The 25,472-nt window shown below is 71.5% G+C and carries 21 protein-coding genes, 1 tRNA gene and 1 pseudogene; 14 read left to right on the top strand and 9 right to left on the bottom strand.

The features are described from left to right. Positions 1-24 precede the first annotated feature (24 nt). Complete coding sequence (locus tag CRP49_RS34585) at positions 25-360, top strand: Lrp/AsnC family transcriptional regulator (RefSeq protein WP_257033590.1); 336 nt, start codon at positions 25-27, stop codon at positions 358-360. Between the two features lie 7 nt (positions 361-367). Here CRP49_RS34585 and CRP49_RS34580 read toward each other — a convergent pair whose 3' ends face one another. Together CRP49_RS34580 and CRP49_RS34575 are read right to left on the bottom strand one after the other, a co-directional pair. Further along, entirely contained in the window at positions 368-1,102 is a 735-nt protein-coding gene (locus CRP49_RS34580) for a PhzF family phenazine biosynthesis protein (RefSeq protein ID WP_097256894.1), read from the bottom strand. A gap of 33 nt (positions 1,103-1,135) precedes the next feature. Next, positions 1,136-2,755 (bottom strand): amidohydrolase, encoded by a 1,620-nt coding sequence (locus CRP49_RS34575; RefSeq protein WP_097256893.1) that lies wholly within the window; start codon positions 2,753-2,755, stop codon positions 1,136-1,138. 143 nt (positions 2,756-2,898) lie between these two features. Here CRP49_RS34575 and CRP49_RS34570 point away from each other — a divergent pair, with 143 nt between their 5' ends. Continuing rightward, positions 2,899-3,846: an Lrp/AsnC family transcriptional regulator gene (locus CRP49_RS34570; protein WP_257033589.1), complete on the top strand. Its 948-nt coding sequence runs from the start codon at positions 2,899-2,901 to the stop codon at positions 3,844-3,846. A gap of 82 nt (positions 3,847-3,928) precedes the next feature. Here CRP49_RS34570 and CRP49_RS34565 read toward each other — a convergent pair whose 3' ends face one another. Continuing rightward, positions 3,929-4,117 (bottom strand): hypothetical protein, encoded by a 189-nt coding sequence (locus tag CRP49_RS34565; protein WP_094221277.1) that lies wholly within the window; start codon positions 4,115-4,117, stop codon positions 3,929-3,931. Between the two features lie 214 nt (positions 4,118-4,331). Between CRP49_RS34565 and CRP49_RS34560 the strand changes: the two genes are divergently transcribed. Next, positions 4,332-5,471 carry a glutathione-independent formaldehyde dehydrogenase gene (locus CRP49_RS34560; protein WP_097256892.1) on the top strand — a complete coding sequence of 380 codons (1,140 nt, stop codon included), beginning with the start codon at positions 4,332-4,334 and terminating at the stop codon, positions 5,469-5,471. A gap of 112 nt (positions 5,472-5,583) precedes the next feature. Here CRP49_RS34560 and selD read toward each other — a convergent pair whose 3' ends face one another. Beyond that, positions 5,584-6,594, bottom strand: coding sequence for a selenide, water dikinase SelD (gene selD, locus CRP49_RS34555; RefSeq protein WP_097257702.1), 1,011 nt, complete (start codon positions 6,592-6,594; stop codon positions 5,584-5,586). Positions 6,595-6,675: 81 nt separating this feature from the next. Between selD and CRP49_RS34550 the strand changes: the two genes are divergently transcribed. The 7 genes from CRP49_RS34550 to CRP49_RS34515 all read left to right on the top strand — a co-directional run bounded on the left by CRP49_RS34550 (position 6,676) and on the right by CRP49_RS34515 (position 16,016). Further along, positions 6,676-6,770: transfer RNA gene (locus CRP49_RS34550), tRNA-Sec, on the top strand. A gap of 38 nt (positions 6,771-6,808) precedes the next feature. Then, positions 6,809-8,137, top strand: a complete 1,329-nt coding sequence (gene selA / locus CRP49_RS34545; protein WP_097256891.1) for an L-seryl-tRNA(Sec) selenium transferase — start codon at positions 6,809-6,811, stop codon at positions 8,135-8,137. Beyond that, complete coding sequence (locus CRP49_RS34540) at positions 8,128-9,915, top strand: SelB C-terminal domain-containing protein (RefSeq protein ID WP_097256890.1); 1,788 nt, start codon at positions 8,128-8,130, stop codon at positions 9,913-9,915. The genes selA and CRP49_RS34540 overlap by 10 nt, the downstream gene beginning before the upstream one ends. A gap of 79 nt (positions 9,916-9,994) precedes the next feature. Then, positions 9,995-13,288: a formate dehydrogenase gene (fdh, locus tag CRP49_RS34530; RefSeq protein ID WP_179851842.1), complete on the top strand. Its 3,294-nt coding sequence runs from the start codon at positions 9,995-9,997 to the stop codon at positions 13,286-13,288. After that, positions 13,285-14,217: a 4Fe-4S dicluster domain-containing protein gene (locus CRP49_RS34525; protein WP_097256887.1), complete on the top strand. Its 933-nt coding sequence runs from the start codon at positions 13,285-13,287 to the stop codon at positions 14,215-14,217. Before fdh ends, CRP49_RS34525 begins: the two co-directional genes overlap by 4 nt. After that, entirely contained in the window at positions 14,214-15,140 is a 927-nt protein-coding gene (nrfD, locus tag CRP49_RS34520; protein WP_257033588.1) for an NrfD/PsrC family molybdoenzyme membrane anchor subunit, read from the top strand. The genes CRP49_RS34525 and nrfD overlap by 4 nt, the downstream gene beginning before the upstream one ends. A 123-nt stretch (positions 15,141-15,263) precedes the next feature. Further along, positions 15,264-16,016 (top strand): SDR family oxidoreductase, encoded by a 753-nt coding sequence (locus CRP49_RS34515; RefSeq protein WP_097257701.1) that lies wholly within the window; start codon positions 15,264-15,266, stop codon positions 16,014-16,016. 12 nt (positions 16,017-16,028) lie between these two features. Here the strand turns inward: CRP49_RS34515 and CRP49_RS34510 are convergent, their stop codons facing one another. The 4 genes from CRP49_RS34510 to CRP49_RS34495 are packed head-to-tail and all read right to left on the bottom strand — an operon-like array spanning position 16,029 to position 20,304. Then, positions 16,029-16,334 carry a redoxin family protein gene (locus CRP49_RS34510; protein ID WP_097256885.1) on the bottom strand — a complete coding sequence of 102 codons (306 nt, stop codon included), beginning with the start codon at positions 16,332-16,334 and terminating at the stop codon, positions 16,029-16,031. A 15-nt stretch (positions 16,335-16,349) separates the two neighbouring features. Next, positions 16,350-18,185: a GMC family oxidoreductase gene (locus CRP49_RS34505; RefSeq protein WP_097256884.1), complete on the bottom strand. Its 1,836-nt coding sequence runs from the start codon at positions 18,183-18,185 to the stop codon at positions 16,350-16,352. Then, the gene (locus tag CRP49_RS34500) at positions 18,182-19,621 is read right to left on the bottom strand and encodes a hypothetical protein (RefSeq protein WP_097256883.1); all 1,440 of its coding nucleotides are present in this window, start codon (positions 19,619-19,621) and stop codon (positions 18,182-18,184) included. Before CRP49_RS34500 ends, CRP49_RS34505 begins: the two co-directional genes overlap by 4 nt. Further along, positions 19,618-20,304: a FadR/GntR family transcriptional regulator gene (locus tag CRP49_RS34495; protein WP_097256882.1), complete on the bottom strand. Its 687-nt coding sequence runs from the start codon at positions 20,302-20,304 to the stop codon at positions 19,618-19,620. The genes CRP49_RS34500 and CRP49_RS34495 overlap by 4 nt, the downstream gene beginning before the upstream one ends. A gap of 217 nt (positions 20,305-20,521) precedes the next feature. Between CRP49_RS34495 and CRP49_RS34490 the strand changes: the two genes are divergently transcribed. Continuing rightward, positions 20,522-22,060: a carboxylesterase/lipase family protein gene (locus tag CRP49_RS34490; protein WP_097256881.1), complete on the top strand. Its 1,539-nt coding sequence runs from the start codon at positions 20,522-20,524 to the stop codon at positions 22,058-22,060. 122 nt (positions 22,061-22,182) lie between these two features. Further along, a complete protein-coding gene (locus CRP49_RS34485; RefSeq protein ID WP_097256880.1) occupies positions 22,183-22,719 on the top strand; it encodes a 2'-5' RNA ligase family protein in 537 nt (178 codons plus the stop codon). Between the two features lie 20 nt (positions 22,720-22,739). Here CRP49_RS34485 and CRP49_RS46035 read toward each other — a convergent pair. Next, positions 22,740-22,838 (bottom strand): annotated as a pseudogene (locus CRP49_RS46035) (class I SAM-dependent methyltransferase); the annotation flags it as partial. 192 nt (positions 22,839-23,030) lie between these two features. On the opposite strand from CRP49_RS46035, the gene CRP49_RS34475 reads away from it, so the two are divergent. Beyond that, positions 23,031-24,287, top strand: a complete 1,257-nt coding sequence (locus tag CRP49_RS34475) for a serine hydrolase (RefSeq protein WP_097256879.1) — start codon at positions 23,031-23,033, stop codon at positions 24,285-24,287. A 109-nt stretch (positions 24,288-24,396) separates the two neighbouring features. Beyond that, entirely contained in the window at positions 24,397-25,449 is a 1,053-nt protein-coding gene (locus CRP49_RS34470) for an acyl-CoA desaturase (protein ID WP_097256878.1), read from the top strand. The last annotated feature ends 23 nt before the right edge of the window (positions 25,450-25,472 follow it).

The raw sequence follows: 25,472 nt of genomic DNA, 5'->3' as shown, positions 1-25,472 counted from the left end.
GCGCTGTCACCGTGCCTGCGGCGCGTGCGGCAACTGGAGGAAGCCGGGGTCATCCGCGGTTACCGGGCGCTGATCGATCCCGCCGCGGTCGGCCGCAGCTTGCGGGTGTTCGCCGGGGTGCGGCTGATGCGGCACACCCGCGCGGACGTGGTCGCGTTCGAGAGCGCGGTCACCCGGCTGCCCGAGGTGGTGCACAGCCACCACATCACCGGCAACTTCGACTATCTGCTCCAGGTCGAGGTCGCCGACCTGCCCGCCTACGAGGACTTCCACGCCAACCAGTTGGCGAGCCTGCCCGGCGTGGCCACGGTGACCAGCTACGTCACCATGAAGACGCTCTCCGCCGACACCACCGCATGACGGGCGGTCAGAGAGTGATGGTGCCGCGGACGCAGATGACGGCGGCACCGCTGACCCAGACAGTGCCGTCCGTATCGGCGGCGATCTCGATGCTCGCGGCCCGTCCCAGCCTCGCGCCCTGGGAGACCCGGTAGGTCGAGGGTGCGGTGCCGGTGGAGGTGAGCCACTGCCCGACGGCGGCATTCATGCTGCCGCACGCGGGGTCTTCGGGCACGCCGACGCCCGGGGCGAAGGTACGCATCTCGAAGTCGTACTCGGATCCCTCGGGGTAGGCCCCGATCGCGCCGACCATAGCGGCCGGGACGAGGGCCAGGTCGGGTTCGAGGGCGAGGACCTCCTCGGCCGTGGCCAACTGGACCACGGCCCAGCCAGGACCGTTGTCGACCCACTGGTGGGCGACGACCCAGTCACGTGTGATGCCGAATGCGGCCACGATCCGGTTCAGACAGTCGTCGTCGAGCACGCCGTCACGCACACGAGGCGGCGCGGCGAAGGACACACTGTCCTCGCCCCGTCGCACGGTGACCAGCCCCGCGGCGCACTCCTGCACGACACGGTCGGGGTGCCGCGGCATGCCGCCGCCGTCCAGCCAGGCGCGCGCGGAGCCGAGGGTGGGGTGCCCTGCGAACGGAAGCTCGCCTCCCGGGGTGAAGATCCGCAGCCGGTAGTCCGCCTCCGGGACAGTGTGCGGCAGTACGAACGTGGTCTCGGACAGATTCGTCCAACGCGCCAGACGCTGCATGCAGCGGGTTCCGTACTGATTGAACCCTCCCCCTTACCGCGTGCCGGTGGGTGCGACCAGGAAGCCGCCGACGAAGGTGTGGCTGGGGTAGAGGTCGCGCAGGGTGCCGTCGGGGCACTGGGCGGGGTCCCGGTCCCACACGGTGAGATCGGCGAGGCGGCCGGAAGTGAGGGTGCCGCGCAGGTTCCCCTCACCGGCCAGCCTAGCGGCGTTGGTGGTGTGCAGGGTGAGGGCCTCGTCGTAGGAGATGGCGTGCTCGGGGCCCTTGACGCCGATGACGGTCTGTCGGGTGGTCATGCCCCAGACCGAGCGCATGGCACCGAACTGGCCGACGGGGAAGTCGGATCCGGCGCTGACCTGGGCGCCCAGGTCGACCCAGCCGCGGGCGGGGAAGAGGCGGGCGACGCGTTCCGGGCCCCAGAAGCCTTCCTCCACCTCGGCGGTGTCGTGCAGCAGCGGCTGCTGGATGGTGACGGGGATGCCCAACGCGACGGCGCGGGCGCGTTGTTCGGGGCCGGCCAGGCCCCCGTGCTCCATCACCAGTGTGCCGGCGGGGAGGCCGGGGTTGCGCTGAAGGACGCGTTCGTAGACGTCCAGCAGCACGCGGACCGCGCGGTCGCCGTAGGCGTGGGTGCCGACCCGCCAGCCACGCCGGACCACGGCCTCGACCGCCTCGACCAGCGCGTCCGGCTCCCAGATCAGCGTTCCGGAGAAGGAGTGGTCGCAGGCGTACGGCTCCTCGGTGGCCCCGGCTTCCAGGCCTCCGTCGAGGCCGAACTTCACGCCCCACACCCGTAGCCACGGGTCGGAGCCGTAGCGCCACTCCTCCATGGTGTCGAGCAGGTCCTCCACCTGCGCCTTGCTGGTCAGGCCGAGCGCCGAGATCAGGGCTCGCACCCGGGTGCTCAGCGCACCGGCCTCACGGGCGGCCAGAAGCACCCGGTAGTCCTCGGGGCTGACCGCGCAGTCGCGCACGGTGCCGATGCCGGTGGCGGCGTACTGGCCACTGGCCAGGCGCAGTCCGTCGATGCGCTCGGACAGGTCCGGGGCGGGGAGGAGGCGCTCCACCAGGGGCAGGGCGTTGTCGACCAGTCGTCCGTTGAGACGGCCGTCGGCATCGCGGCCGACGACGCCGCCCGGCGGTACGGGGGTGTCCTCGGTGATGCCGGCGAGGCGCAGCGCGTAGGTGTTGACGACGTCGTTGTGGCCGCCGCGCTTGACCAGGACCGGGTGCCGGTCGGTGGCCCGGTCCAGTTCGGCCGCGGTGGGCAGGCGGCGCTCGGCCAGGTTGAGCTCCTGCCAGTTGGTGGTGGTGCGGATCCACTCGCCCTCGGGCGTGGTCCTGGCCCGCTGCCGGATCAGGTCCAGGAACTCGCCGATGGTACGGGCCTGGTGGACGGGAACGTCGTGCGCGCCGTGCGCGGCGAAGATCAGGTGGGTGTCGGTGTCGTCGAACGCGGGCAGTACCGTGGCACCGGGCAGGTCGTGCACCACGGTGCGCGAACTCACCAGGCCGTCAAGGCCGTTCGGGTCCGGGGACACAGCGGCGATACGGTCGCCCCGCACCGCCAGCGCCCGCTGCGGGGCCTGTCCGGGCACCAGCGTGTGCACCGCACCGGCCCGGATCAGCAGATCGGCTCCGTGATCGGTCATCGTCTTCTCCCATCGCCGTCTCGACGCGGCCGTTCACCACGCCCACTGACAGGGACAGGTGTACGGCCGCTCAGCCGATCCATCGACATTCGACGACCACCAGTACAGGAAAGACGCCACAGAGGCGCCCTACGATGCAGATCATGCGCCAGATGCTCGACGCGACCGACCGCCGGATCGCGGCCGCCCTCGTCGCCTCACCGCGCGCCTCCTGGCGCGAGCTGGCCCACGGCCTGGGCCTGTCGGAGCGCACCGTCGTACGCCGCGTCACACCTCTGTACGCCGACGGCACCCTGCGCGCCACGGCCGTCCGCAACCCGGCATGCTTCCCGCACCTGATCCCCATCGCCCTGCGCATCCGCTGCCGCCCCAACAAGATCCATCAGGTCGCGCGCGCACGCGCCCGACGCACGGACACCGTCTGGGTCGACATCCTCGGCGGCGGCGACGAGATCTCCACGATCTTCTTCCTCGACGACCCCGACGCCCGCAACACCCTCCTGCTGCGCGACCTGCCCGCCACCGACGCCGTCGGCTCCTGGACCTCGCACACCCTGCTGCGGGTCTTCCCCACCGCGTTCCGCTGGACCGCCGGTCTCCTCTCCCCCGAGGAACTGGACCGGCTCACCCCAGACCCGGCACAACGAACGGCGCCACCCGCGCCCCTCGACATCGACACCGCCCTGATCACGGCGCTGGCCGAGGACGGCCGGGCCACCTACACGGAACTCGCCCGCCGCGCCGGCACCACCGCGCTCACCGCCCGCCGGCGACTGGACACGCTCCTGCGCGGTCAGGTCCTACGCCTGGCGACCGAGCTCGACCTCGCGCTGTTGGGCGCACACGCCGAAGCCCTGCTGTGGATCGCCGTACGCCCAGGCGCGCTGCAGGAGACCGCGCAGACCCTCAGCAGCCACCCGCACGTCCGCTTCTGCGCCGCCACCACCGGCCCGCCAACCTGCTCGTCGCTCTCGCCGCCGCGGACCTCGACGCCCTGTACACCTTCCTCACCGACACGGTCGGCCCCCTCGACGGGGTCACCGCCATCGACACCACCCCGCTGCTGGCGACCGTCAAACGCACGGGTCTGATCCGCCACTGAGGAAGGCGACGACGTCCGCGCATGCGGCGTGAACTCACCGGTGCGTGGTCCGTCGGCGAGGTGGACGCCCGTCAGCTGCCGGCGACGTCCTCGGTACGCCCCTCGGCGAACTCCCACCAGGCGAGGGGGAGCCAGTCGCCGTCCACGAATCCGTCGACGGACGAGCCGCGTCCACTGATGGCCACCGGCGTTCCCACCGGGTACATGGTGCCGGACACGCCGGGCACCGGGACGATCAAGGTCCCGAAGCGCTGAGTCACTTTCCTCGTCCTCCCATTCGGCGCGAGGTTGAAATCGGAATTTAATTGACAATAGCTGGCTTGTTTCATGTTCTTCCATAGGGGGACCATGAGAGTTAGGTCACGTGAGGCGAACGGCCGCGACCTTTCTACTGCCCGTTCGCACCAGGCTACGTTCGGTTGACGGCTGTTTGACCTCCGGCAGCGAGCACGCACCGCTCATCGGAGGTGTCATATGAAGGCTGTCGTCTACAAGGGACCGTTCGAGGTCGCGGTGGAAGAGGTGCAGAAGCCTCGGCTCCAGCACCCGAACGAGGTGATCGTACGGGTGACGTCCACCGCCATATGCGGTTCTGACCTGCACATGTATGAGGGGCGCACCGCCGCCGAACCGGGCATCGTCTTCGGCCACGAGAACATGGGCATCGTGGAGGAGATCGGTGAGGGCATCACCTCTCTCAAGAAGGGCGACCGCGTGGTCATGCCCTTCAATGTCGCCTGCGGATTCTGCAAGAACTGCGTGGCCGACTACACCGGATTCTGTCTCACCGTGAATCCGGGCTTCGCCGGTGGCGCATACGGCTATGTGGCGATGGGGCCGTGGACCGGGGGCCAGGCCGAATACCTGCGCGTACCGTATGCCGACTTCAACTGTCTGAAACTGCCGGAGGGCACAGAGAACGAGACCGATTTCATTCTGCTCGCCGACATCTTCCCGACCGGTTACCACGGCAACGAACTCGCCCAGGTCTCCCCGGGCGAGAGTGTCGTGGTGTACGGCGGCGGACCCGTCGGTCTCATGGCCGCTTACTCAGCCATGATCCGCGGTGCGTCGAGGGTGTTCGTCGTGGACCGCGTGCTCGAGCGGCTGCAGAAGGCCGAGGAGATAGGCGCGACCCCGATCAACTTCGCCGAGGGCAACCCGGTGGAGCAGATCAAGGAGCAGACGAACGGCGAAGGCACGGACAAGGGCATAGACGCGGTCGGCTACCAGGCCATGGCCCGGGGCGAGAACCGTGAGGAGCCCGCGGCCGTGCTGAACTCGATCATCGAGACCGTCCGGCCGACCGGAGCGCTCGGCATCCCGGGCCTCTATGTGCCGGCCGACCCGGGGGCACCGGACGAGCAGGCCAAGCACGGCCGGCTCATGGTGTCGATCGGCAAGCTCTTCGAGAAGGGGCTGCGTCTGGGCACCGGGCAGTGCAACGTGAAGCGCTACAACCGGCAGCTGCGCGACCTCATCATCTCGGGGCGCGCACGGCCGAGCTTCGTCGTCTCCCATGAGCTGCCGCTGGACGCGGCGCCCACGGCGTACGAGAAGTTCGACAAGCGCGTCGAGGGCTACACCAAGGTGGTTCTGCACCCAGGGCGGTAGTTCTTGCGCGACGGCGCCCGTCGGCCGGGGCGAGGCCCGGGTCGGCGGGCGCCGGCTGCGCCACGGCTGCGAGAACCGACCACCGGGCTGACCGTCGGCTCGGTGGCCGGGTTCAGCGGACCACCAGGACGTGCTCGCCGCGTGGCAGCAGCTCGCCCACGACGGGCGCGCCGGGGATCTCGCCGGCCACCAGCAGCCCGCCGGAGGTCTGCGCGTCGGCCAGGAGCAGTGCCTCGTCCTCGCTCACCGCCGACAGGTCGCTGTGCGGGCGTACCCAGGCGAGATTGCGCCGGGTGCCGCCGCTGACGTATCCCTCGCACACCGCCTGCCGGGCGCCGTCGAGGTAGGGCACGGCGTTCGCGTCGATCAGTGCCGTGACCCCGCTCGCCCGCGCGAGTTTGTAGGCGTGTCCGAGCAGCCCGAACCCGGTGACGTCGGTCGCGCAGGTGAGCCCGGCGGCCAGCGCCGCTTCGGCCGCCTCCCGGTTGAGCCGCGTCATGACCTCGACCGCCTGCGGGAACACCTCGCCGGTGGCCTTGTGCCTGCTGTTCAGTACGCCGATGCCGAGCGGCTTGGTCAGCGACAGCGGCACACCCGCCTTTCCCGCGTCGCTGCGCAGCAGACGGTCCGGGTCGACCAGGCCGGTGACCGCCAGGCCGTACTTGGGCTCGGGGTCGTCCACGCTGTGGCCGCCGGCGACGTGGCAGCCGGCGGCCGCGGCCGTGTCCAGGCCGCCGCGCAGCACCTCGCGGGCCAGTTCGAGCGGGAGGACGCCTCGCGGCCAGGCCAGCAGGTTCACGGCGAGCAGCGGACGGCCGCCCATGGCGTACACGTCCGACAGCGCGTTCGCCGCGGCGATCCGGCCCCAGTCGTAGGCGTCGTCGACCACGGGCGTGAAGAAGTCGGTGGTCGCCAGTACCGCCGTGCCGTCCGGCAGCCGTACGACGGAGGCGTCGTCGCCGTCGTCCAGCCCGACCAGCAGTTCGCCCGCGGGATCACGGACCTGGACGGCGGCCCCCAGGCCCCGCAGCACCTCCTCCAGCTCGCCCGGCGGGATCTTGCAGGCACATCCGCCGCCGTGCGCGTACTGGGTGAGCCGGACGGATTCACGGGGCGACGTCATTGAGGTCACCTCGGCCATGATTCCCTATGCGCTCCATTAGCGCCTATATACGGCTTTTGCGAAGATTGCCGCGTGGCGCGGGGAGGCGTGTCCGGCCTGGTGACCGGCCCGGTCTTCAAAACCGTTGAACGGCAGGACCTGCCGTTGGCGGGTTCGATTCCCGTCCGCCTCCGCCACGTCCCGCAAGAGGGCCACCGCGAGCAGAGGGGGTGCCATGAGCGATCCGCGCCGTCTCATCCCCGGCACCGACTCCGTGCTGGCCGAGCCGCGCATCGCCACCGCCGTCCGCAGGCTGGGGCGCCCCCTGGTGAAAGCGGCCATCGAGGAGGCCCAGCGCAGGGCGCGGGCCGGCGAGATCGCTCCCGAGGACGTGGTGGACGCGGCGGTCGGCCGCCTGCCCGAGCGGGCCTGCGGTCTGCGGCCGGTGATCAACGCCACCGGCGTGCTGGTGCACACCAATCTCGGCCGCGCCCCGCTGTCGGACGCCGCCCGGGACGCCGTGCTGGCCGCCTGCGGGTGCACGGACGTCGAGTTCGACCTTGCCGAAGGCCGCCGGGCCCGCCGCGGACGCGGGGCGCTCGCCGCGCTGGCCGAGGCCGTACCCGATGCCGGAGCGGTGCACGTGGTGAACAACAACGCGGCCGCGCTGCTCCTGTGCGCCCTGGCGCTGGCTCAGGGACGGGAGATCGTGATCAGCCGGGGCGAGCTGGTCGAGATCGGCGACGGGTTCCGCATCCCGGACCTGCTGGCTTCCACCGGCGCGCGGCTGCGCGAGGTCGGCACCACCAACCGCACCCATGCGCGGGACTACGCCGAGGCCATCGGCCCCGACACCGGCTTTCTGCTCAAGGTGCACGCATCCAACTTCCACATCAGCGGTTTCACCGCGGCGGCGGAGGTGACCGAGCTGGCGGCGCTCGGACCGCCGGTGGTGCTGGACATCGGTTCCGGTCTGCTCAGCCCACACCCGCTGCTCCCCCAGGAACCGGACGCCACCACCGCGCTGCGTGCCGGGGCGGCGCTGGTGACGGCCAGCGGGGACAAGCTGCTCGGCGGTCCGCAGGCCGGGCTGCTGCTCGGCGAAGCGGGGCTGGTCGAGCGGCTGCGACGGCATCCCGCGGCCCGGGCCCTGCGGGTGGACAAGCTGACTCTGGCCGCGTTGGAAGCGACGCTGCGCGGTCCGGAGCCGCCCGTGCGCACCGCGCTCGCCGCCGACGAGAGCGACCTGCGCGAGCGTGCCACCCGGCTGGTCGAACGGCTCCGGGCCGAGGGAGTACCGGCGGAGCTGCTGCGTACGGAGGCGGCCGTGGGCGGTGGCGGCGCGCCCGGCGTGACCCTGCCCAGCGCGGCCGTCGGCCTGCCCGCGCCGTACGGCCCGTTGCTGCGCGGCGGCGCGGTCCCGGTGATCGGCCGGCTGGAACATGGCCGCTGCCTGCTGGATGTGCGCACGGTCGAGCCGGATCAGGAGCAGTCGGTGGTGGAGGCCGTACTCGCTGTGCGGCGGTCACACACAGGCGGGGCGAGTGAGCCGCCGTGCACGTGATCGCCACCGCCGGTCATGTCGATCACGGCAAGTCGACGCTGGTGCGGCTGCTCACCGGGATGGAGCCGGACCGCTGGGAGCAGGAGCGCCGGCGCGGGCTGACCATCGACCTCGGTTTCGCCTGGACGACCCTCCCCGGCGGAGCGGAGGTGGCGTTCGTCGACGTCCCGGGGCACGAGCGGTTCGTGCCCAACATGCTGGCCGGTGTCGGCCCCGTCCCCGCCGTGCTGTTCGTGGTGGCCGCCGACGAGGGCTGGATGCCGCAGTCGACCGAGCATCTGGAGGCACTGGACGCGCTCGGCGTGCGGCATGCGCTGCTCGCCGTCACCCGCTGCGACCTGGCCGACCCCGAACCGGCCCGGCAACAGGCACTGGCCCGCATGGCGACGACCAGCGTGGGACCGGTCGACTCGGTGACGGTGAGCGGGCGCACCGGCGAGGGCCTGGACCGGCTGCGTGCCGCACTGGTCCGGCTGGTGGGCGCCCTGCCGCCCGCCGATCCGGACGCCGACGTGCGGTTGTGGGTGGACCGTTCGTTCAGCATCGTCGGCGCGGGCACGGTGGTCACCGGAACACTGACGGCCGGCACCCTGCGCGGGGATGCGGAGCTTCAGCTGGCGTCCACCGGGGCGGTGCTGCGGGTACGCGGTCTACAGACGCTGGGCCGGGACACGCCCGAGGTCCGCGCCGTGGCTCGCGTGGCGGTCAATCTGCGTGGCGTCGAGCACCAGGCGATCGGCCGTGGCGACGCTCTCCTCGCCCCGGGCAGGTGGCTGACGACGGCCGAGGTCGACGTTGCGCTGCGCGCCGCCGACAGCGGCGAGCCCCGCGAGCTCCCGCGCGAACTCGTGCTGCACGTGGGATCCGCGTCCGTCGCCGCCCGGGTCCGGCCGCTGGGGGCCGGCAGCGCCCGGCTGCGGCTGGCCCGGCCCCTGCCGCTGCGCGTCGGCGACCGCGCGTTGCTGCGTGATCCCGGCCGGCACCGCATCGCCGCCGGTGTCGACGTACTCGACGTGACGCCCCCCGAGCTGAGCCGGCGCGGTGCCGCCCGGTTGCGCGCCGAGGAGCTGGCCGCTCTGACCGATGCTCCACCGCGCGCGGTGGCCGAGGCGATGGTGCACCGGCGGCGCTTCGCGACCGAGGACGAGCTGCACGCCATGGGGCTGCCCGTGGTCGGCGAGCCGGTGGGTGACGGCCTAAGGGTTCATCCCGGCGTGTGGCGCGAGCTGATCGGCTCCCTGCGTGCCGAGATCGACCAGTGGCGCAACGATCATCCGCTGGAGTCCGGGATGCCCGTGGAAGCGGTACGGCAACGGCTGCGGCTGCCCACCGCCGGTGTCGTGGAACGCCTTGCCGGTGCCGCGTCGCTGCCGGTGGTGGAAGGGCGGGTGTGCTCACCGGGCAGCCGTGCGGTGCTTCCCGAACCCGTCGAGGCGGCGGTGGCCGAACTGACCGCCGAGCTGCGCGCTGCCCCGTTCGCGGCGCCGGACGCCGCGAGGATGGCGGAGCTGCGGCTCGGCGCCAAGGAGCTGGCGGCCGCGGTGCGTGCCGGCCGCCTGCTGAAGGTGGCCGACGGTGTCTTCCTGCTTCCCGACGGCGACGGGCGGGCCGCCGAAGTGCTCGGAGAACTGCCCCAGCCGTTCACCCTCAGCCAGGCGCGGCAGGCGCTGCGCACCACCCGGCGGGTCGCGGTGCCGCTGCTGGAGCTGCTGGACCGCCGGGGTGTCACCGAGCGGCTCCCGGACAGCACCCGTCGTGTGCGTACGGCGCCGGCCTGATCGGTGCCCGACATGCCCCGCGCAGGCCCCGGCGTTACGTTGGCTGAGACGGCGCAAGGGCACGAGGCGGGAGATCGCCATGGGCCTGTGGCAGTGGATCGACGGCTGGCCGGTGTACCGGCAGCTCACCGGTGACGATGCGCTGGGCAGGGGAAGCGCGGCACGCTCGCGCGGCACCGAGGGGTTGTCCGCCCGTACCGAGCAGGCCGACCGGGTCGTACGGTCCGTGTGCCCGTACTGCGCCGTGGGCTGCGGTCAGAAGGTCTACGTCAAGGACGAGAAGGTCATCCAGATCGAGGGCGACCCGGACTCCCCCATCTCACGCGGCCGGCTGTGCCCGAAGGGCGCGGCCAGCAAGCAGCTGGTGACCGGCCCGGGCCGGATCAGCGCCGTCCTGCACCGGCCTCCGCACGGCACGGGGTGGGAGCGGATCCCGCTCGACCGGGCGATGGACATGATCGCCGACCGGGTCATCGCGACCCGGCGGCAGACCTGGCAGGACACACATCACGGTGTTCCCGTCCGGCGCACGCTCGGCATCGCCTCACTCGGCGGAGCGACGCTGGACAACGAAGAGAACTACCTGATGAAGAAGCTCTACACGGCGCTGGGCGCGATCCAGATCGAGAACCAGGCGCGGATTTGACACTCCGCCACGGTTCCCGGTCTGGGAACCTCGTTCGGCCGTGGCGGAGCCACGACGTTCCAGCAGGATCTGGCCCAGGCCGACTGCATCGTCATCCAGGGCTCGAACATGGCCGAGTGCCATCCGGTCGGATTCCAGTGGGTGGTGGAGGCCAGGGAACGAGGTGCCACGATCATCCATGTCGACCCCCGCTTCACCCGCACCAGCGCGCTGGCGGACGTCCATGTGCCGCTGCGGGCCGGGACGGACATCGCCTTCCTCGGCGCCCTGATCAACCATGTGCTGAGCAACGACAAGGACTTCCGCGAGTACGTGGTCGCCTACACCAACGCGCCGGCGATCCTGCGCGAGGACTTCGCCGACACCGAGGACCTGGACGGGCTGTTCTCCGGCTTCGACCCGGACAGCCATCACTACGAGACGACCAGCTGGATGTACGAGGGCGCGCAGACCTCGGCCGCGGCCGGCGACCGGGACCGGTGGCCCGCAGCGGGCGACGAGGGCGAACCGGGCGCGGCGGCTGGGCAGCAAGGAGGCAGGGAGCTGCGCGAGACCGGCCGCGCGCACTCGTACGGTGCGGGCGGCCCCGCCCTGAGCGGGAAGCCGGCCATGGACCCGACGCTGCGACACCCCCGCTGCGTGTACCAGGTGCTCAAGCGGCACTTCGCCCGCTACACGCCGGAGCTGGTCGAGGACGTCTGCGGTGTCCCCCGCGAGCTGTTCGCCCGGGTGGCCGACGCGATCACCGCCAACTCCGGACGCGAGCGGACCACGGCGCTGTGCTACTCCGTCGGCTGGACCCAGCACACCGTGGGGGTGCAGTACATCCGTACCGCGGCCATCCTGCAGGCGCTGCTGGGCAACATCGGGCGGCCGGGAGGCGGCATCCTGGCGCTGCGCGGACACGCCAGCATCCAGGGCTCCACGGACGTCCCCACGCTGTACGACCTGCTGCCCGGCTACATCCCCATGCCGCACGCCCACCAGCACCAGGACCTCGACGCGTTCGTGGCCGCGGACGCCGGCACGACCGGCTTCTGGGGCAACATGCGCGCGTACGTGGTGAGTCTGCTCAAGGCCTGGTGGGGGGAGGCGGCCGGCGAGGAGAACGACTACCGCTTCGACTGGCTGCCCCGGCTGACCGGCGACCACGGCACCTACCGGACGGTGCTGAACCAGCTGTCGGGCGAGTGCAAGGGGTACTTCCTCGTCGGGGAGAACCCGGCGGTCGGTTCGGCCAACAGCAAGCTGCAGCGCCTCGGCCTGGCGAACCTGGACTGGCTGGTGGTGCGGGATCTGCGGCTGATCGAGAGCGCGACCTTCTGGCAGGACGGGCCGGAGATCGAGACCGGTGAGCTGCGCACCGAGGAGATCCCGACGGAGGTGTTCTTCCTGCCGGCCGCGGCACACACGGAGAAGGACGGCAGCTTCACCAACACCCAGCGGCTGCTGCAGTGGCACCACACGGCGGTCGACCCGCCGGGGGACGCCCGTAGCGACCTGTGGTTCTACCACCACCTCGGACGGATCATCAGGGAGAAGCTCGCCGCATCCACCGATCCGCGCGACCGCCCGCTGCTCGACCTCACCTGGGACTACCCGACGTCGGGCCCGCTGGCCGAACCGAGCGCCGACGCCGTGCTGGCCGAGATCAACGGGCACGGGCGGGACGGGCAGCCGCTGTCGTCGTTCACCCAGCTGCGGGACGACGGTTCCACCTCCTGCGGGGTCTGGATCTACTGCGGGGTCCGCGCCGACGGGCACAACCGCGCGGCGAACCGCCGGCCGCGCGACGAACAGAGCCGGGTCGCCCCCGACTGGGGCTGGGCCTGGCCGGCCAACCGCCGCATCCTCTACAACCGGGCGTCCGCCGACCCCGAGGGCAGGCCGTGGAGCGAGCGCAAGCGGTACGTGTGGTGGGACGCCGAGCAGGGCCGGTGGACCGGAGAAGACGTCCCGGACTGCGAGGCCGACAAGCCGCCCGACTACCGGCCGCCGCCGGGCGCCAGAGCCCAGGACGCCTTGGCCGGCACCGACCCGTTCATCATGCAGAGCGACGGCCGCGCCTGGCTGTTCGCCCCGGCCGGGCTGGCCGACGGCCCGCTGCCCGCGCACTACGAGCCGTACGAGTCGCCGGTGGACAACCCGCTCTACGGTCAGCAGACGAACCCGGCGCTGCAGGCCTACGACCATCCGGCCAACCGGTACCACCAGGCCGGGAGCGAGGTGTACCCGTACGCGTTCACGACCTACCGGCTCACCGAGCACCACACGGCCGGCGGCATGAGCCGTACGCTGCCCTACCTCTCCGAGCTGCAACCGGAGTTCTTCTGCGAGGTCTCCCCCGAACTCGCGGCGGAGCGCGGCCTGGAGCATCTGGGCTGGGCGACCATCACCACGGCCCGCACGGCGGTCGAGGCGCGAGTGCTGGTGACCGAGCGGATCAGACCGCTGCGGATCCGGGGCCGCACCATCCACCAGGTGGGGCTGCCCTACCACTGGGGTCCGAACGGTCTGTCGACGGGGGACGCGGCGAACGAGCTGCTGTCCGTCGTCCTCGACCCGAACGTACGCATCCAGGAGTCCAAGGCGGCGACCTGCGACATCCGGCCCGGCAGGCGTCCACGGGGTCCGGCGCTGCGGGCCCATGTGGCGGCCTACCGGCGGCGCGCCGGTCTCCCCGAGGACGAGGGCACCCCGCCGGGCGCAGGAGAGGGGCAGCGATGACGTCCGACCGCAACAGGCTGTCCGGTCCGCTGGCCGACCCCACCGCGGACGCAGGTTACCCGGACACCCACCCGCCCCGGATGGGCTTCTTCACGGACACCTCCGTCTGCATCGGCTGCAAGGCGTGTCAGGTGGCGTGCAAGGAGTGGAACCTGGTTCCGGCCGAGACCGGGGAACTCGACCTGCTGGGGCAGTCGTTCGACAACACGGGCGCGCTGAGCGCCAACAATTGGCGGCACGTGGCGTTCATCGAGCAGAAGGTGACGCCGGAACGGCCGCCGGTCGATCTGGGCATGCCTGCCATCGGGCCGCCGGCCGGGGACGACTCGGACGCCGGGGACGGCCAGGTGCGCTGGCTCATGTCCAGTGACGTGTGCAAGCACTGCACCCACGCCGCCTGCCTGGACGTCTGCCCGACCGGGTCGTTGTTCCGCACCGAGTTCGGGACCGTGGTGGTGCAGGAGGACATCTGCAACGGCTGCGGATACTGCGTGCCGGCGTGCCCGTACGGCGTGATCGACATCCGCCCGGGCGACGGCCGGGCCTTCAAGTGCACGCTGTGCTACGACCGGTTGGGGGCGGGCGGGGAACCGGCCTGCGCCCAGGCGTGCCCGACCGACTCGATCCAGTTCGGGCCGCTGGAGGAACTGCGCGAGCGGGCCGACCGGCGGGTGACCGAGTTGCACGAGCGCGGGGTGGACCAGGCACGGCTGTACGGCCGGGATCCGCAGGACGGCGTCGGCGGTGACGGCGCGTTCTTCCTGCTGCTGGACGAGCCCGAGGTGTACGGGCTGCCGCCGGACCCGGTGGTCACCACCCGTGACCTGCCGTCGATGTGGCGGCACGCGGCGACGGCCGCCGTCGGGGTGGCGGTGAGTGTGGCGCTGTCGTTCCTGGGGCGGGGGACCTTGGAGGGGAGGAAGCCGTGACGGGCGACGGTGGGCGGGAGCGGCCCATGGTGCCGCGCGCGGAGTTCCGCTCGTACTACGGCCGGCCGATCCTCAAGCGCCCCACCTGGAAGGTGCCGGACGTGCCGGGATATCTGTTCCTCGGGGGAACCGCCGGTGCATCGGCGACCATGGCCGCGGTGGCCGAGCTGACCGGGCGTCGGGAGCTGGCCGGGACGGGCCGGTGGGTCGCCGCGGCCGCGTCGGTGGCCGGCGTCGCCGCCCTGGTCCATGACCTCGGCCGTCCCGAGCGCTTCGCGCACATGCTGCGCGTCCTCAAGCCCACCTCGCCGCTGTCGGTGGGCTCCTGGATCCTCACGCCGTTCTCCACGCTCGCCGCCGCCTCGGCCGCCTCGCAGGCCACCGGAAGGCTCCCCGGACTGGGCCGGCTCGCCGGGCTCGGATCCGGCGTGCTGGGGCCGGGGATGTGCACCTACACCGCGGTCCTGCTCTCCGACACCGCGGTTCCGGCGTGGCACGAGGCGTACCCGGAACTGCCGTACGTGTTCGCGGGCAGCGCGCTGACCGGCGCCGCGGGAGCCGCACTGCTCTGCGCACCCCACGCGGACCACGGGCCGCCGATCCGCATGGGCCTGCTCGGCACGGCCATGGAACTCGCCGCGCTGCACCGCATCGAGCGGCGCCTCGGGCTGGTCGGTGAGCCCTACGTCACGGGCCGGCCCGGGCGACTGCTGACCCTGAGCAAGGCGCTGGTCGTGACCGGAGCCGGGCTGTCGCTCGTCTCGGGGCGGCGGGCGGCTCCGCTCCTGGCCGGAGCGGCGTACCTGGCGGCGGGACTGTGCACCCGCTTCGGCATCTTCGCAGCGGGGATCGCGTCCGCTCAGGACCCGGTGTACGTGGTGACTCCGCAGCGGCAGAGGCTGGGGGCGGCGGGGCTGCCTTGATCGGTTGCTCGTGTCGCAGGATCGGGTCACCGGCACCAGAATCGAACTGCGGAGGTCTTACGAGCCCTGTGCGCCTGCGGCCGACGAAGGTCTGGAAGGAAGTTACGACACATGGTCACCGCCATGCCCAACACCCTGCAAGGCAAGCCCGTCTTCGTCGGCGGCGCATCCCGCAACCTCGGTGCGCTGATCAGCCGTACCCTGTCCGACGCCGGCGCCCGCGTGGCCGTGCACTACAACAGTGAATCGTCCGCGGCCAAGGCACAGTCCGTCGTCGACGAGATCACGGCCAAGGGCGGCGAGGCGTTCTCCCTGCAGGGCGACCTGACACAGCCCGATCAGGTCGAGCGGGTCTTCGACGAGGTGGTGAACCGCTTCGGCTCGCTGCACGCAAGCGTCAACACGGCAGGGATGGTCGTCAAGAAGCCTCTCGTCGACGTCACGCCCGAGGAGTACGACCGCATGTTCGCGGTGAACTCCAAGGCCGCGTTCTTCGTGATGAAGGAGGCGGCCAGGCGGATCGAGGACGGCGGCAAGATCCTCACCGTCGTCACCTCGCTGCTGGCCGGCTACACCGGCCTGTACTCCCTCTACGCCGGCAGCAAGGCACCGGTCGAGGACTTCACCCGCGCCCTGTCCAAGGAACTCTTCGGCCGGAACATCTCCGTCAACACCATCGCACCTGGCCCGATGGACACCGGCTTCTTCTACCCGGCCGAGACCGACGACTCCGTCGCCTACCTGAAAGCCCAGGCCATGAACGGCGACCTCACCAAGATCGAGTACATCGTCCCCTGGGTGAAGTTCCTGCTCACCGAGGGCTGGTGGGCCAACGGCCAGGTCTTCTTCGTCAACGGGGGCTTCACCACCCGCTGAGCACAAGGAAGTTCATGCCACGGGGTTGTCGCGCAGCCACGCCAGGACCTGCTGGGCATGCACATTGGGCGGGAAGATCGGGTAGAAGACATGCTCGATCACCCCATCCCGGATGACGAGGGTCAGCCGCTTGAACAGCGTCGTCCCGTCGACGTCGAAGGTGGGCAGGCCGAGGGCCGCGGCCACGTTCAGCCGAGGATCGGAGAGCATCGCGAACGGCAGGCGGAGCCGCTCGACGACCTCGCGTTGATAGGCGGCGTCCTGGCTGGACAGGCCGAAGACCCTCCGCGCGCCGGCCGCAAGAAGCTCCCATTCCACTGGCGGTCCTCGTTCTCATGCACGGACAGCTGCCTCGGCGATCGCCAACGCCGCCGCCATGATGCTCAGTTGGGGATTCACCTGCGGGCAGCTGGGGAGCACGGAGGCATCCGCGAGCAGTACTCCGTGTACTCCGCGGAGCCTGCCCCACGGGTCGGCCGGGAAGCGGTGCGGGTCTGCGCCTGCGGCGACCGTGCCCGTGGGGTGGTAGGCCGAGAGGTGGAGCTGGCGTGCGCTCGTGCCGGCCAGGGCGGCGTCCAGTTCCGTGAGGCTGCGTACGCGGGGTGTGCGGGGGATGCCGGTGAGCACTTCATCGGCACCCGCGGCGAACAGCAGCTCGCCCATGGCGCGAACGGCCCGTAGCAAGCGTCCTGCGTCGCGGGGGTCCAGGTCGTAGCGGATCAGCGTGCGGTCGCGGCCGAGGACGCGACCGGAGGGGTGGTCGGCGATCATCGCGCCGAGCGTGGCGAGCCGGTCGGCGGTCTCCAGTTCGCGGCGCAGCTCGGTGCCCAGTCCGGGGAGGACGAAGGAGCCCATGCCGGGCGGAGTGGCGGTGGCCTCGATGAGGACGCCTTGCGCATGGTGCTCTTCGACTCCGACGCTCTGCAGCACGCCTTCCCAGGCGGTGACCGGTTCGGCGAAGCGTCCGGCGAGGCTCGTGGCCGGGTGGACGCTGAGATTGCGGCCGAGGCGGGGGTGCCGGCCGAGGCCGGAGCGACGCAGGAGCGGCGGGGACTGCAGAGCGCCCGCCGCGACGACGACCAGGGGCGCGAGGATCTCGAACCCGCCGCCCTCCCCGCGGCGTACGCGCACCCCTGCCGCGCGCGGACCCCCGGGCCGGTCCGAGTCGACGAGGATGCGCTCGACCCGCGCTCCGGTGACGATACGAGCCCCCGCGGCGCAGGCCTCGGGCAGCACGGAGAGCTGCACGCTCTGTTTGGCGCCGGTCGGACAGCCCACCACGCACTGGCAGGAGCCCTGACAGCCGGGCGCGTTGCGGCGCAGGGGCGCGGCCCGCCAGCCCAGCTCACGTGCGCCCTTGAGCGCGATACGGCCGTTGTCGCCGAGGACGTCGACGGGTTGGGTGGCCACCCGCAGGGTGCGCTCGGCTTCGTGCAGATGCCGGTCGAAGCCGTCGGCGGGCGTGAATCCGAAGTCCTTGCTCCAGCGGGCCAGGACATGGCCCGGAGTGCGGTAGCAGGTGCCGGAGTTGACGACCGTGGTGCCGCCGACGGCTCGGCCCGTCGGCAGCAGCAGCGGTGGGTTGCCGACGGCGACGGTCGCTCCGCCGTCCCGGTAGAGGTCGGTGAACCGGTCCAGGGGCGTGCGCCGGCCGAACGACTCGGTGGAGTGGTGCTGTCCTTCTTCGAGGACGACGACGTCGAGCCCGGCTCGGGCCAGGGTCCGCGCGGCGATCGCCCCGCCCGCGCCCGAGCCGATGACCACGGCGTCGGCGGTGGAACGGGCGGGCCAGGCGGGCGCGGGTGTCAGGTCGAGCGGCGGGTCCTGGCGCGTGAGGCCGCGCGGTGCGGGACCGTCCTGGAGCATCCGCTCTGTTCCGGCCGCCAGCAGGACGGGCACCTTGAGCACGTCCAGGAACGGGAGAAGGGCGGGCCGTGCGGCCAGTTCACCCAGTACGGAGTCCCGTTCGGGCGCGGTGAGTGCGCTCAGGGTGCGTCCCGTGCGCGCCATGGCGTAGGCGTCCACGGCGCGTGCCGCGGCCCGTAGGCCGGCCCGCGCGGTGAGTGGCATCGTGGCGAGGAGCGTCTCCAGTCTGGCGGGCACGTGCCGGGGCCAGTCGACTGTTCCGTCGTCGGCGATGAGGGCGGACGTGAGGCCGGTGAGCGTCATCGTGTGCCCACCTCTGCGTGGGCCGTGCCCTCCAGTGTCCACTCGGCCTCGGTGCGCCAGCCGCCGAACCACCACCGCTCCAGCAGGACGTGCGCGTCGGCGCGTTCGCTGTTGTGGCACGTCGCGTGTCGGCCGTCGGGGTCGGTGTAGTCGAGGGCGAGGGTACGGTCCGCCGGCTGGGTGACCTCCACACGGATCCGGCGCGGGCCGGCACGGCCGGTGACGGTCCAGGTGGGCAGGGCGATACCGGCGCGGAAACGCCCCGCTCCGGCCCAGCCGGCGGCCGACCGCTCGGGGCGGCGCGGCCAGGTGCGACCCTGCCGCCGCAGCCGGAGGAAGACCAAGGGAGGAAGCCTGCGCAGACCCGGGCGCATGGATACGGCGGCGACGATCTCCAGGACGTCTCCGCCGCCGAGGTCGGCGTGCAGCCAGGCCCAGCGGCGGGCGTTGCCGTGGCCGTAGATCCGGGCGGATGCGCCGGGGGCCGCGGTGAGCGTCAGCGTGGTGCCGTCATGGGTGAAGGTGCCGTCGTAGCCGGCCCGGGCCGCGGGGAGCATCTGGGCGGCGGGAAGCAGGGGCCGGCGCCAGGACCAGCGGGGAAAGGTGAACAGCGGCTCGTCCGTGGGGCGTTCGGTCAGGTCCCAGCGCAGGGCGGCGCCCTCGGCCGTTCCGGACAGGCGCCCGGGGCGGACCACGATCCCGTCGGCGGTGAAGCCGGACCCTTCGGGAGTCCACTTTGCCGGGCCGAAGCGGGCGTGCCGCACGGGGCCGTCCTTGGGGAAGACCGCGGCCCAGCCGTGCGCGTACGGCTCGGATCCGTCGGCCGGCGCGGTCAGTTCGTGGTGCAGCCACAGTCCGCTGCCGGTGGCCGGGTCGGTGACGGTGGTGTACCAGACCTCGGTACGGCCCGGCTCGCCGCGCCAACGGGGCGCGAGGAACGAACCGGGATCCTCCTGCCGTGGGAAGCGGAAACTGGCCAGGAAAGGGAGGAGTTGCGTGCCGAGGGGGAAGCGGAGGGTGCCGGTGCCGATCCGCACGCCGTCCTCCTGGAGGGTGTACGGCAGCACGGTCATCGAGGCCACGGGCCTGCGCGGGGTGACGGACTTCCAGCCGTCGAGGGTGAAGCGGCGGCCGTCGGCGGTGAAGGTGATGCGGTAACGGATACGGCGTCGCGCGAGCGGTGAGATCTCCAACTCGCCCTCGGCATAGGAATCATCGGCCCAGCCTGCGATCCGTATCCGGCCGGTGGCGCGGGCCTCGGTCGTACCGAGGAGGCGCAGACGGCGATCCGACGAGACCGTCAGATCGAGACGGACCCGGCGGGTGCGGTCCTCGTCGTCGAGCCGCAGCGTCCCGAGCATCGTCTCGCGAAAGACGGTGCCACGCGCGGGCGAGCCGGTGTTCGTGGCCGCGCGTGAGATGGTCGGCCCGCTCATGAGAGGCCCTCCAGCATGATCCGCTCGGTCGCCGTCAGATACTGCCCAGCCGCCCGCCGGGCGCCGGCCTCGTCGCCGCGCTCCACCGCCTCGACCACCGGCTCCAGACGCCCACGCGCCACCCGGGCGTCCGTGAACGGGCCCCTGAGTGCGGCACGCACCGGCAGATAAGCGTTGAAGAGGGTGTTGGTGAGCAGGACGTAGACGCGGTTGCCGGTGGCGCGGGCCAGGGCCCGGTGCACCTCGATGTCCGCGAGCTGTACGGCGTCGGCGTCCGCCGCGTCGCCCACGGCTGTCAGGAGCGCGCGCAGCTCGGCTCGCTGCGGGTCGGTCGCCCGGGCCGCGGCGCGCTCGGCGATCAACGCGCCGATGCTGCGCCGCACTTCGAAGACCTCACCGATCCAGTCGGGGCTGTGCCGTACGAGCATCGGCAACAGGTCGGCGCCGCCCAGCCGCAGGTAGTCCCGCACGCGGGTGCCGACGCCGTGCCGGGTCTCCAGCAGTCCGGCCTGCATCAGACGGCCGAAGGCGTGCTTGAGGGTGGTGCGGGTGACGCCGTAACCGTCGGCGAGGGTGCGCTCGGGTGGCAGGTAACTGCCCGCTGGATGGCGCCCGGTGAGGATGTCCTCACGCAGACGGCCCTCCAGGACATCGACGATGGTCTCGCGGGGCAGTGCCTCCATGCCGTCCTCCCAGTGGCTCAGTGGATGAGCCACTCAACCAATACGCGTCCGTGTGAGTCAACGGCCTTGCACGACCGAACGGGCCTGCTCCGTAAATCACTTGGCCCTCAACCCGACTCGGCGGGATGATCCCCGGTGTCGGTCGGCTGTCCACCCGCCGCCCGGCCACAAGCATGACCTCGCACTGTGCGTTCTCCCTGCCTGGGAAGGGACTGTGATGACCCCTGCCGCGTCCGAGCCGGCCGGCTCCGCGCCCGAGGTACGCACTGCAGCAGGGACGCTGCGCGGCTGCGTGGAGAAGGGCCTCGCGGTCTTCCGTGGCATTCCCTTCGCCGAGCCGCCGGTGGACCAGCTCCGTTTCGCCGCACCGCAGCCCGTCACGGCCTGGGACGGCGTACGCACGGCTGTGGCGTACGGCCCGCCGCCTCCGCAGGCAGGTCACTTCGGCATGGACGCGCTGTCACGGAACGCGGTGGGCGCCGACTGGCTGACGGTCAACGTCTGGTCGCCCGAGCCGTACCCGGGAGCAGGGCTTCCGGTGATGGTGTGGATCCCTGGCGGCGCCTACAGCATCGGCATGTCCTGCCTCCCCGAGTACGACGGGGCCCGCCTCGCACGGGAGGGCGGTGTCGTGGTGGTGACGCTCAACTACCGCGTGGGCATCGAGGGCTTCGCGCACATCGACGGAGCGCCCGACAACCGGGGACTGCTCGATCAGGTGGCCGCGTTGGAGTGGGTGCGCGACAACATCCGGGCTTTCGGGGGCGACCCGGACCAGGTCACGGTCTTCGGCCAGTCGGCGGGCGCGGGGTCGGTCGCCACGCTGCCGGCGATGCCGCGTGCGGCAGGGCTCTTCCGGCGGGCGATCGCGCAGAGCGTGCCGGGGACGTTCTTCTCACCGGCGCTCGCTGCCGACATCGCCGCCGCCTGCGCAGCCGAACTCGGACTGCGGCCGACGGTCGCCGACTTGGCGACCGTGGCCCCGAACCGGCTGCCCACCGCCGGTGACGCGATCACCGCCAAGTCCGCCTCGTTCGCGGAGCGCTGGGGTCCCATCGCGCACCGGTCGATCCCGTTCTCGCCCGTCGTCGACGGTGACGTCCTGCCCGACACCCCCTGGCAGGCCCTGGCCCGGGGCGCGGGCCGGGGCATCGACATCCTGGTCGGGCACACCCGTGACGAGCAGCGGCTGTTGACCGCGCTCGACGGAATGCTGGGGCAGGTGACGGAAGAGCAGGCCGAGACCGCTCTGCGGGTCTTCGCCCCCGGCCCGGACGGCGTACGCCGGTACCGTGACGGTTTCCCGGACGCAGGCCCGGACGAGCTGTACGAGCTGGTCTGCTCGGACTGGCTGTTCCGCATGCCGAGCCTCCACCTCGCCACCGCGCAAGTCACCGGCGGCGGACGTGCCCACCTGTACGAACTGACCTGGTCCGCACCGGGAATGGGGGGTGTCTTCGGCGCCTGCCACGGGCTCGACGTACCTCTCGTGTTCGGCAACCTGGAGCGTGGCCAGCCCGCCGCGCTGATCGGCGAAAGCCCCTCCCCCGCCGCGGAGGAGCTGTCCGCACGCATGCGCACCGCCTGGACAGCCTTCGCGACTCACGGCGACCCCGGCTGGGCCCCGTACGACGCCGAGCAACGCCTCACGCATCTCTTCGACACGCGGCCGGCCGTCACCGCCTATCCGGAGGAGACCTCTCGCCTCATCTGGCAGGACCACTCCATTCCTGTGCTGCCGCTGATCGGCCGGTAGCGGCCCGGACGCCGCACGCACAGGCGGAAGTAGCAGACCCCGTCACATCGGAATAGCACCCGCCGAAGATGCGGAGCGCAATTCGGTCGCCGTCGGTCGGGCCCCGCTGATAGACAGGCGTGATGGCGGACGACGACTTCCACGGGTTCCACGCAGGGCAGTCGGGGCTGATCGTGAGGGTCCCGGCGGCGGAGCCTGCTGTGCGAGCGTGGCGCGACCGGCTTGACCCCTCGGCCCGTGTCGGAGTCCCGGCCCATGTCACGGTGCTCTTCCCGTTTCTCGACGCGAGCCGGATCGACCAGGGTGTCTGCACCGCGATCGGCGAGGTACTCGCTCGGCACCAGTCCTTCGAGGTCCGGTTCGAGCGCTGCGGCCGGTTTCCCGGCGTGCTGTATCTCGCACCCGAACCGGACACCCCCTTCAGGCGCCTCACCGAGGCGTTCGTGGCGCGGTGGCCGGAGAACCCGCCGTTCGGCGGGCAGTTCGACGACGTCGTCCCGCACCTGACCGTCGCCCAGGGCCAGGACGAGGCTGTCCTGGAGAAGGCCGAGGCCGATCTGCTCGGCAGTCTCCCCGTCGTCGCACACGTCTCGTCGGTCGACTTGCTGGTCCACGACGGAACGCGGTGGCGACAGCGGGGCTCATTCCCGCTGCGGTAGGCCCGGTCGCGCGGCCTTCACGAGTACAAGTCCGGCCGCTCGGCCAGGTCGAGAACCGACTTGCCGCTCACGTCCCCGACCATTCCCAAGAAGCTCGGAACCTCCCCGTAACGCATCATCGGCAGCGACTTGAACCCCTCGAATGCCTCGCCGATCTCGTTCACTGGGGCCGGCGCCCGGATGACCCCGTGTCGAAAGGTGCTAAAATAGCTATTTTGTTCAGTTTTTCACTCTGGTTGCGGCACTGAACCGCCGAGCAGGAGAGCCGTGATGCCGGCATGAGGACTTCTCAAGCGTGTGCCGCCCGCCGCATGGCTCTGCTGACGCCCTGCGCGGCCCTGCTGATCGCCGGATGTGTCCTGCCCGCAGACGCCGGCCGCGCGGCCCTGTCCGACGCGTCGGCCACACCGGCGGCTACGGCCAGCGCCTCCGACGTCACTCCCTCCGCGCTGAAGCCCATCGATCCGGCCGCCTTCCAGGCCACCGTCGAGCGTGCGGCGAAGAAACTCATGGTTCCCGGCGCGGTGGTACTGCTCCGCACCCCGCAGGGGACGTTCCGGGCGACCGCCGGCACCACCGAGTTGGGTGCGACCGAACCGCCCACCACGGGCGACCACTTCCGGATCGCCTCCAACACCAAGACCATGACCTCGGCGCTGATCCTCCTCCTCGCCCAGGACGGCAGGCTCCGGCTGAGTGACCCGGTGTCCGCCTACGTTCCCGGAGTGCCGGACGGCGAACACATCACCATCGCCGAGCTGCTGAAGATGCGCAGCGGGCTCTACAACTACACCGACGCACCCGAACTCGCGGCCCGCATGGACGCCGACCCGGGCCAGGCCGTGACGCCGCAGGAAATGCTGGCCATCGCGTTCCGGCACCCCCCGAACTTCGCGCCCGACGCGTCCTACGAGTACAACAACACCAACTACGCACTCCTGGGCCTCGTCGCCGAGAAGGCGGGCGGCCGCCCGCTGGCCCAGCAGTTCCGGGACCGGCTGTTCGCCCCGCTCGGCCTGGCGGGGACCTCGCTGCCCGGCGCCCATGATCTGTCCCTGCCCGCGCCCTATGCGCACGGCTACATGTACGGCGGAACGGCCTACGCGCTGGTCGACCGGCCCTACCCCGCCGACATGCAGGCGGCGGCCCGGTCCGGAAAGCTCCGGCCGGTGGACTACACCCATCAGAACCCCTCCTACGCCACCGCCGCCGGAGGCGTCATCTCCACCGCGGACGACCTGGCCACCTGGATCCGGGCCCTGGTGACGGGCAAGGTCCTGGGCCCCACGTTCCAGCGGCAGTGGCTCCACAGCCCGCAAGCCGAGGACCCGGCCGCGCCCGGCGGCCAGAAGTACGGGTACGGCATCGCCTACCAGCGCTTCGGCCCCCATGCCTCGATGTACTACCACGGCGGTGAACTCCCCGGCTTCAACTCCTTCATCGGCTACGACCCGGACAACAAGGTCACGCTCGTGATCTGGACGAACCTGACCCTGTCGCCCGACGGCCGGACCACCGCCCAAGCCCTGCTGCCCACCGTCCTCGACCAGATATACGCCGGCCTCTGACCACGTCGGCCGGGGGAAAACCCCCGGGGGTCATGTGGGGTAGCCCTCGTGTGTATGCGGTGGCTGGCAGGCTTCTTCGGGGTGGCCGGCCGTCACCAGAATTCTGGGCATGACGACTTCCCCTGATACCTCCGTCGCGACCCGGGCCTCCGACACAGGTGCCGGCAGCGACTTCGCGAGACTGTCGCAGCGCATATCCGAGGCCGGTCTGCTGAAGCGGCGCCCCGGCTACTACACGGTGCGGCTCGGTCTCGTGGGCACGCTGTTCGCCGGGGGCTGGGGAGCCTTCTTCGCTCTCGGCGACAGCTGGTGGCAACTGGCCGTGGCCGCCTTTCTGGCCGTGGTGTTCGGGCAGGTCGCGCTGGTGGCGCACGACCTGGCTCACCGGCAGGTCTTCCGGCGGCGCCGGCACAGCGAGATCGGGGGGCGGCTGTTCGGCAACCTCGGTATCGGCATGAGCTACGGCTGGTGGATGAACAAGCACACCCGCCACCACGCCAACCCCAACCATGAGGAACTGGATCCCGATGTCGCCCCGGACATCCTGGTGTGGTCCACCGAACAGGCTCGCGCCAGCAGTGGCGTGGCCCGTCTCCTCGGCGGTCACCAGGCGCTGCTGTTCTTCCCGTTGCTGACCCTGGAAGGCTTCAATCTGCACGTCGCGAGTCTGCGGGCGCTGCGCTCGCCGTCCATGCGGAACCGGCTGCTGGAGGGCGCTCTGCTCCTGCTCCACATCGCGGGTCTGCTCACCGCCCTGTTCCTGGTGCTCTCACCCGGCAAGGCGGTGGCGTTCCTCGCCGTGAACCAGTGCCTGTTCGGCGTCTACCTGGGCTGCACCTTCGCTCCCAATCACAAGGGCATGCCCACGATCACCGGTGCACAGCGGCTCGACTTCCTGCGCCGCCAGGTTCTGACGTCCCGCAACGTGTGCGGCGGCTGGTTCACCGACGTGATGCTGGGCGGGCTCAACTACCAGATCGAGCACCATCTGTTCCCGAGCATGCCCACGGTCCATCTGCGCCGGGCCCAGGTGATCGTGCGGGAGTACTGCGCCGAGCTCGGGGTGCCCTACCACGAGACGGGGCTGATCCAGTCGTACCGCGAGGCCCTGGCACACATGCACCGGGTGGGCAAGCCGATCCGGCAGCAGCGCAGGGCGTGACCACGACAGCTCGGCCGTCCATG

It is taken from the genome of Streptomyces sp. Ag109_G2-15 (assembly GCF_900215565.1).
Taxonomy (GTDB): Bacteria; Actinomycetota; Actinomycetes; order Streptomycetales; family Streptomycetaceae; genus Streptomyces; species Streptomyces diastatochromogenes.
Note: the sequence above shows the minus strand (reverse complement) of the source record. Positions and strands in the feature narration are given on the sequence as shown.

Excerpts from the sequence above, each read along its gene's own strand:
- CRP49_RS34500 (WP_097256883.1), bottom strand. The coding sequence starts at position 19,621 with ATGAGCGGGCCGACCATCTCACGCGCGGCCACGAACACCGGCTCGCCC.
- CRP49_RS34525 (WP_097256887.1), top strand. The coding sequence starts at position 13,285 with ATGACGTCCGACCGCAACAGGCTGTCCGGTCCGCTGGCCGACCCCACC.
- CRP49_RS34470 (WP_097256878.1), top strand. The coding sequence starts at position 24,397 with ATGACGACTTCCCCTGATACCTCCGTCGCGACCCGGGCCTCCGACACA.
- selA (WP_097256891.1), top strand. The coding sequence starts at position 6,809 with ATGAGCGATCCGCGCCGTCTCATCCCCGGCACCGACTCCGTGCTGGCC.
- CRP49_RS34505 (WP_097256884.1), bottom strand. The coding sequence starts at position 18,185 with ATGACGCTCACCGGCCTCACGTCCGCCCTCATCGCCGACGACGGAACA.
- CRP49_RS34495 (WP_097256882.1), bottom strand. The coding sequence starts at position 20,304 with ATGGAGGCACTGCCCCGCGAGACCATCGTCGATGTCCTGGAGGGCCGT.
- selD (WP_097257702.1), bottom strand. The coding sequence starts at position 6,594 with ATGACGTCGCCCCGTGAATCCGTCCGGCTCACCCAGTACGCGCACGGC.
- CRP49_RS34485 (WP_097256880.1), top strand. The coding sequence starts at position 22,183 with ATGGCGGACGACGACTTCCACGGGTTCCACGCAGGGCAGTCGGGGCTG.
- CRP49_RS34575 (WP_097256893.1), bottom strand. The coding sequence starts at position 2,755 with ATGACCGATCACGGAGCCGATCTGCTGATCCGGGCCGGTGCGGTGCAC.
- CRP49_RS34515 (WP_097257701.1), top strand. The coding sequence starts at position 15,264 with ATGCCCAACACCCTGCAAGGCAAGCCCGTCTTCGTCGGCGGCGCATCC.
- CRP49_RS34490 (WP_097256881.1), top strand. The coding sequence starts at position 20,522 with ATGACCCCTGCCGCGTCCGAGCCGGCCGGCTCCGCGCCCGAGGTACGC.
- CRP49_RS34560 (WP_097256892.1), top strand. The coding sequence starts at position 4,332 with ATGAAGGCTGTCGTCTACAAGGGACCGTTCGAGGTCGCGGTGGAAGAG.
- CRP49_RS34475 (WP_097256879.1), top strand. The coding sequence starts at position 23,031 with ATGGCTCTGCTGACGCCCTGCGCGGCCCTGCTGATCGCCGGATGTGTC.
- CRP49_RS34580 (WP_097256894.1), bottom strand. The coding sequence starts at position 1,102 with ATGCAGCGTCTGGCGCGTTGGACGAATCTGTCCGAGACCACGTTCGTA.
- CRP49_RS34570 (WP_257033589.1), top strand. The coding sequence starts at position 2,899 with ATGCGCCAGATGCTCGACGCGACCGACCGCCGGATCGCGGCCGCCCTC.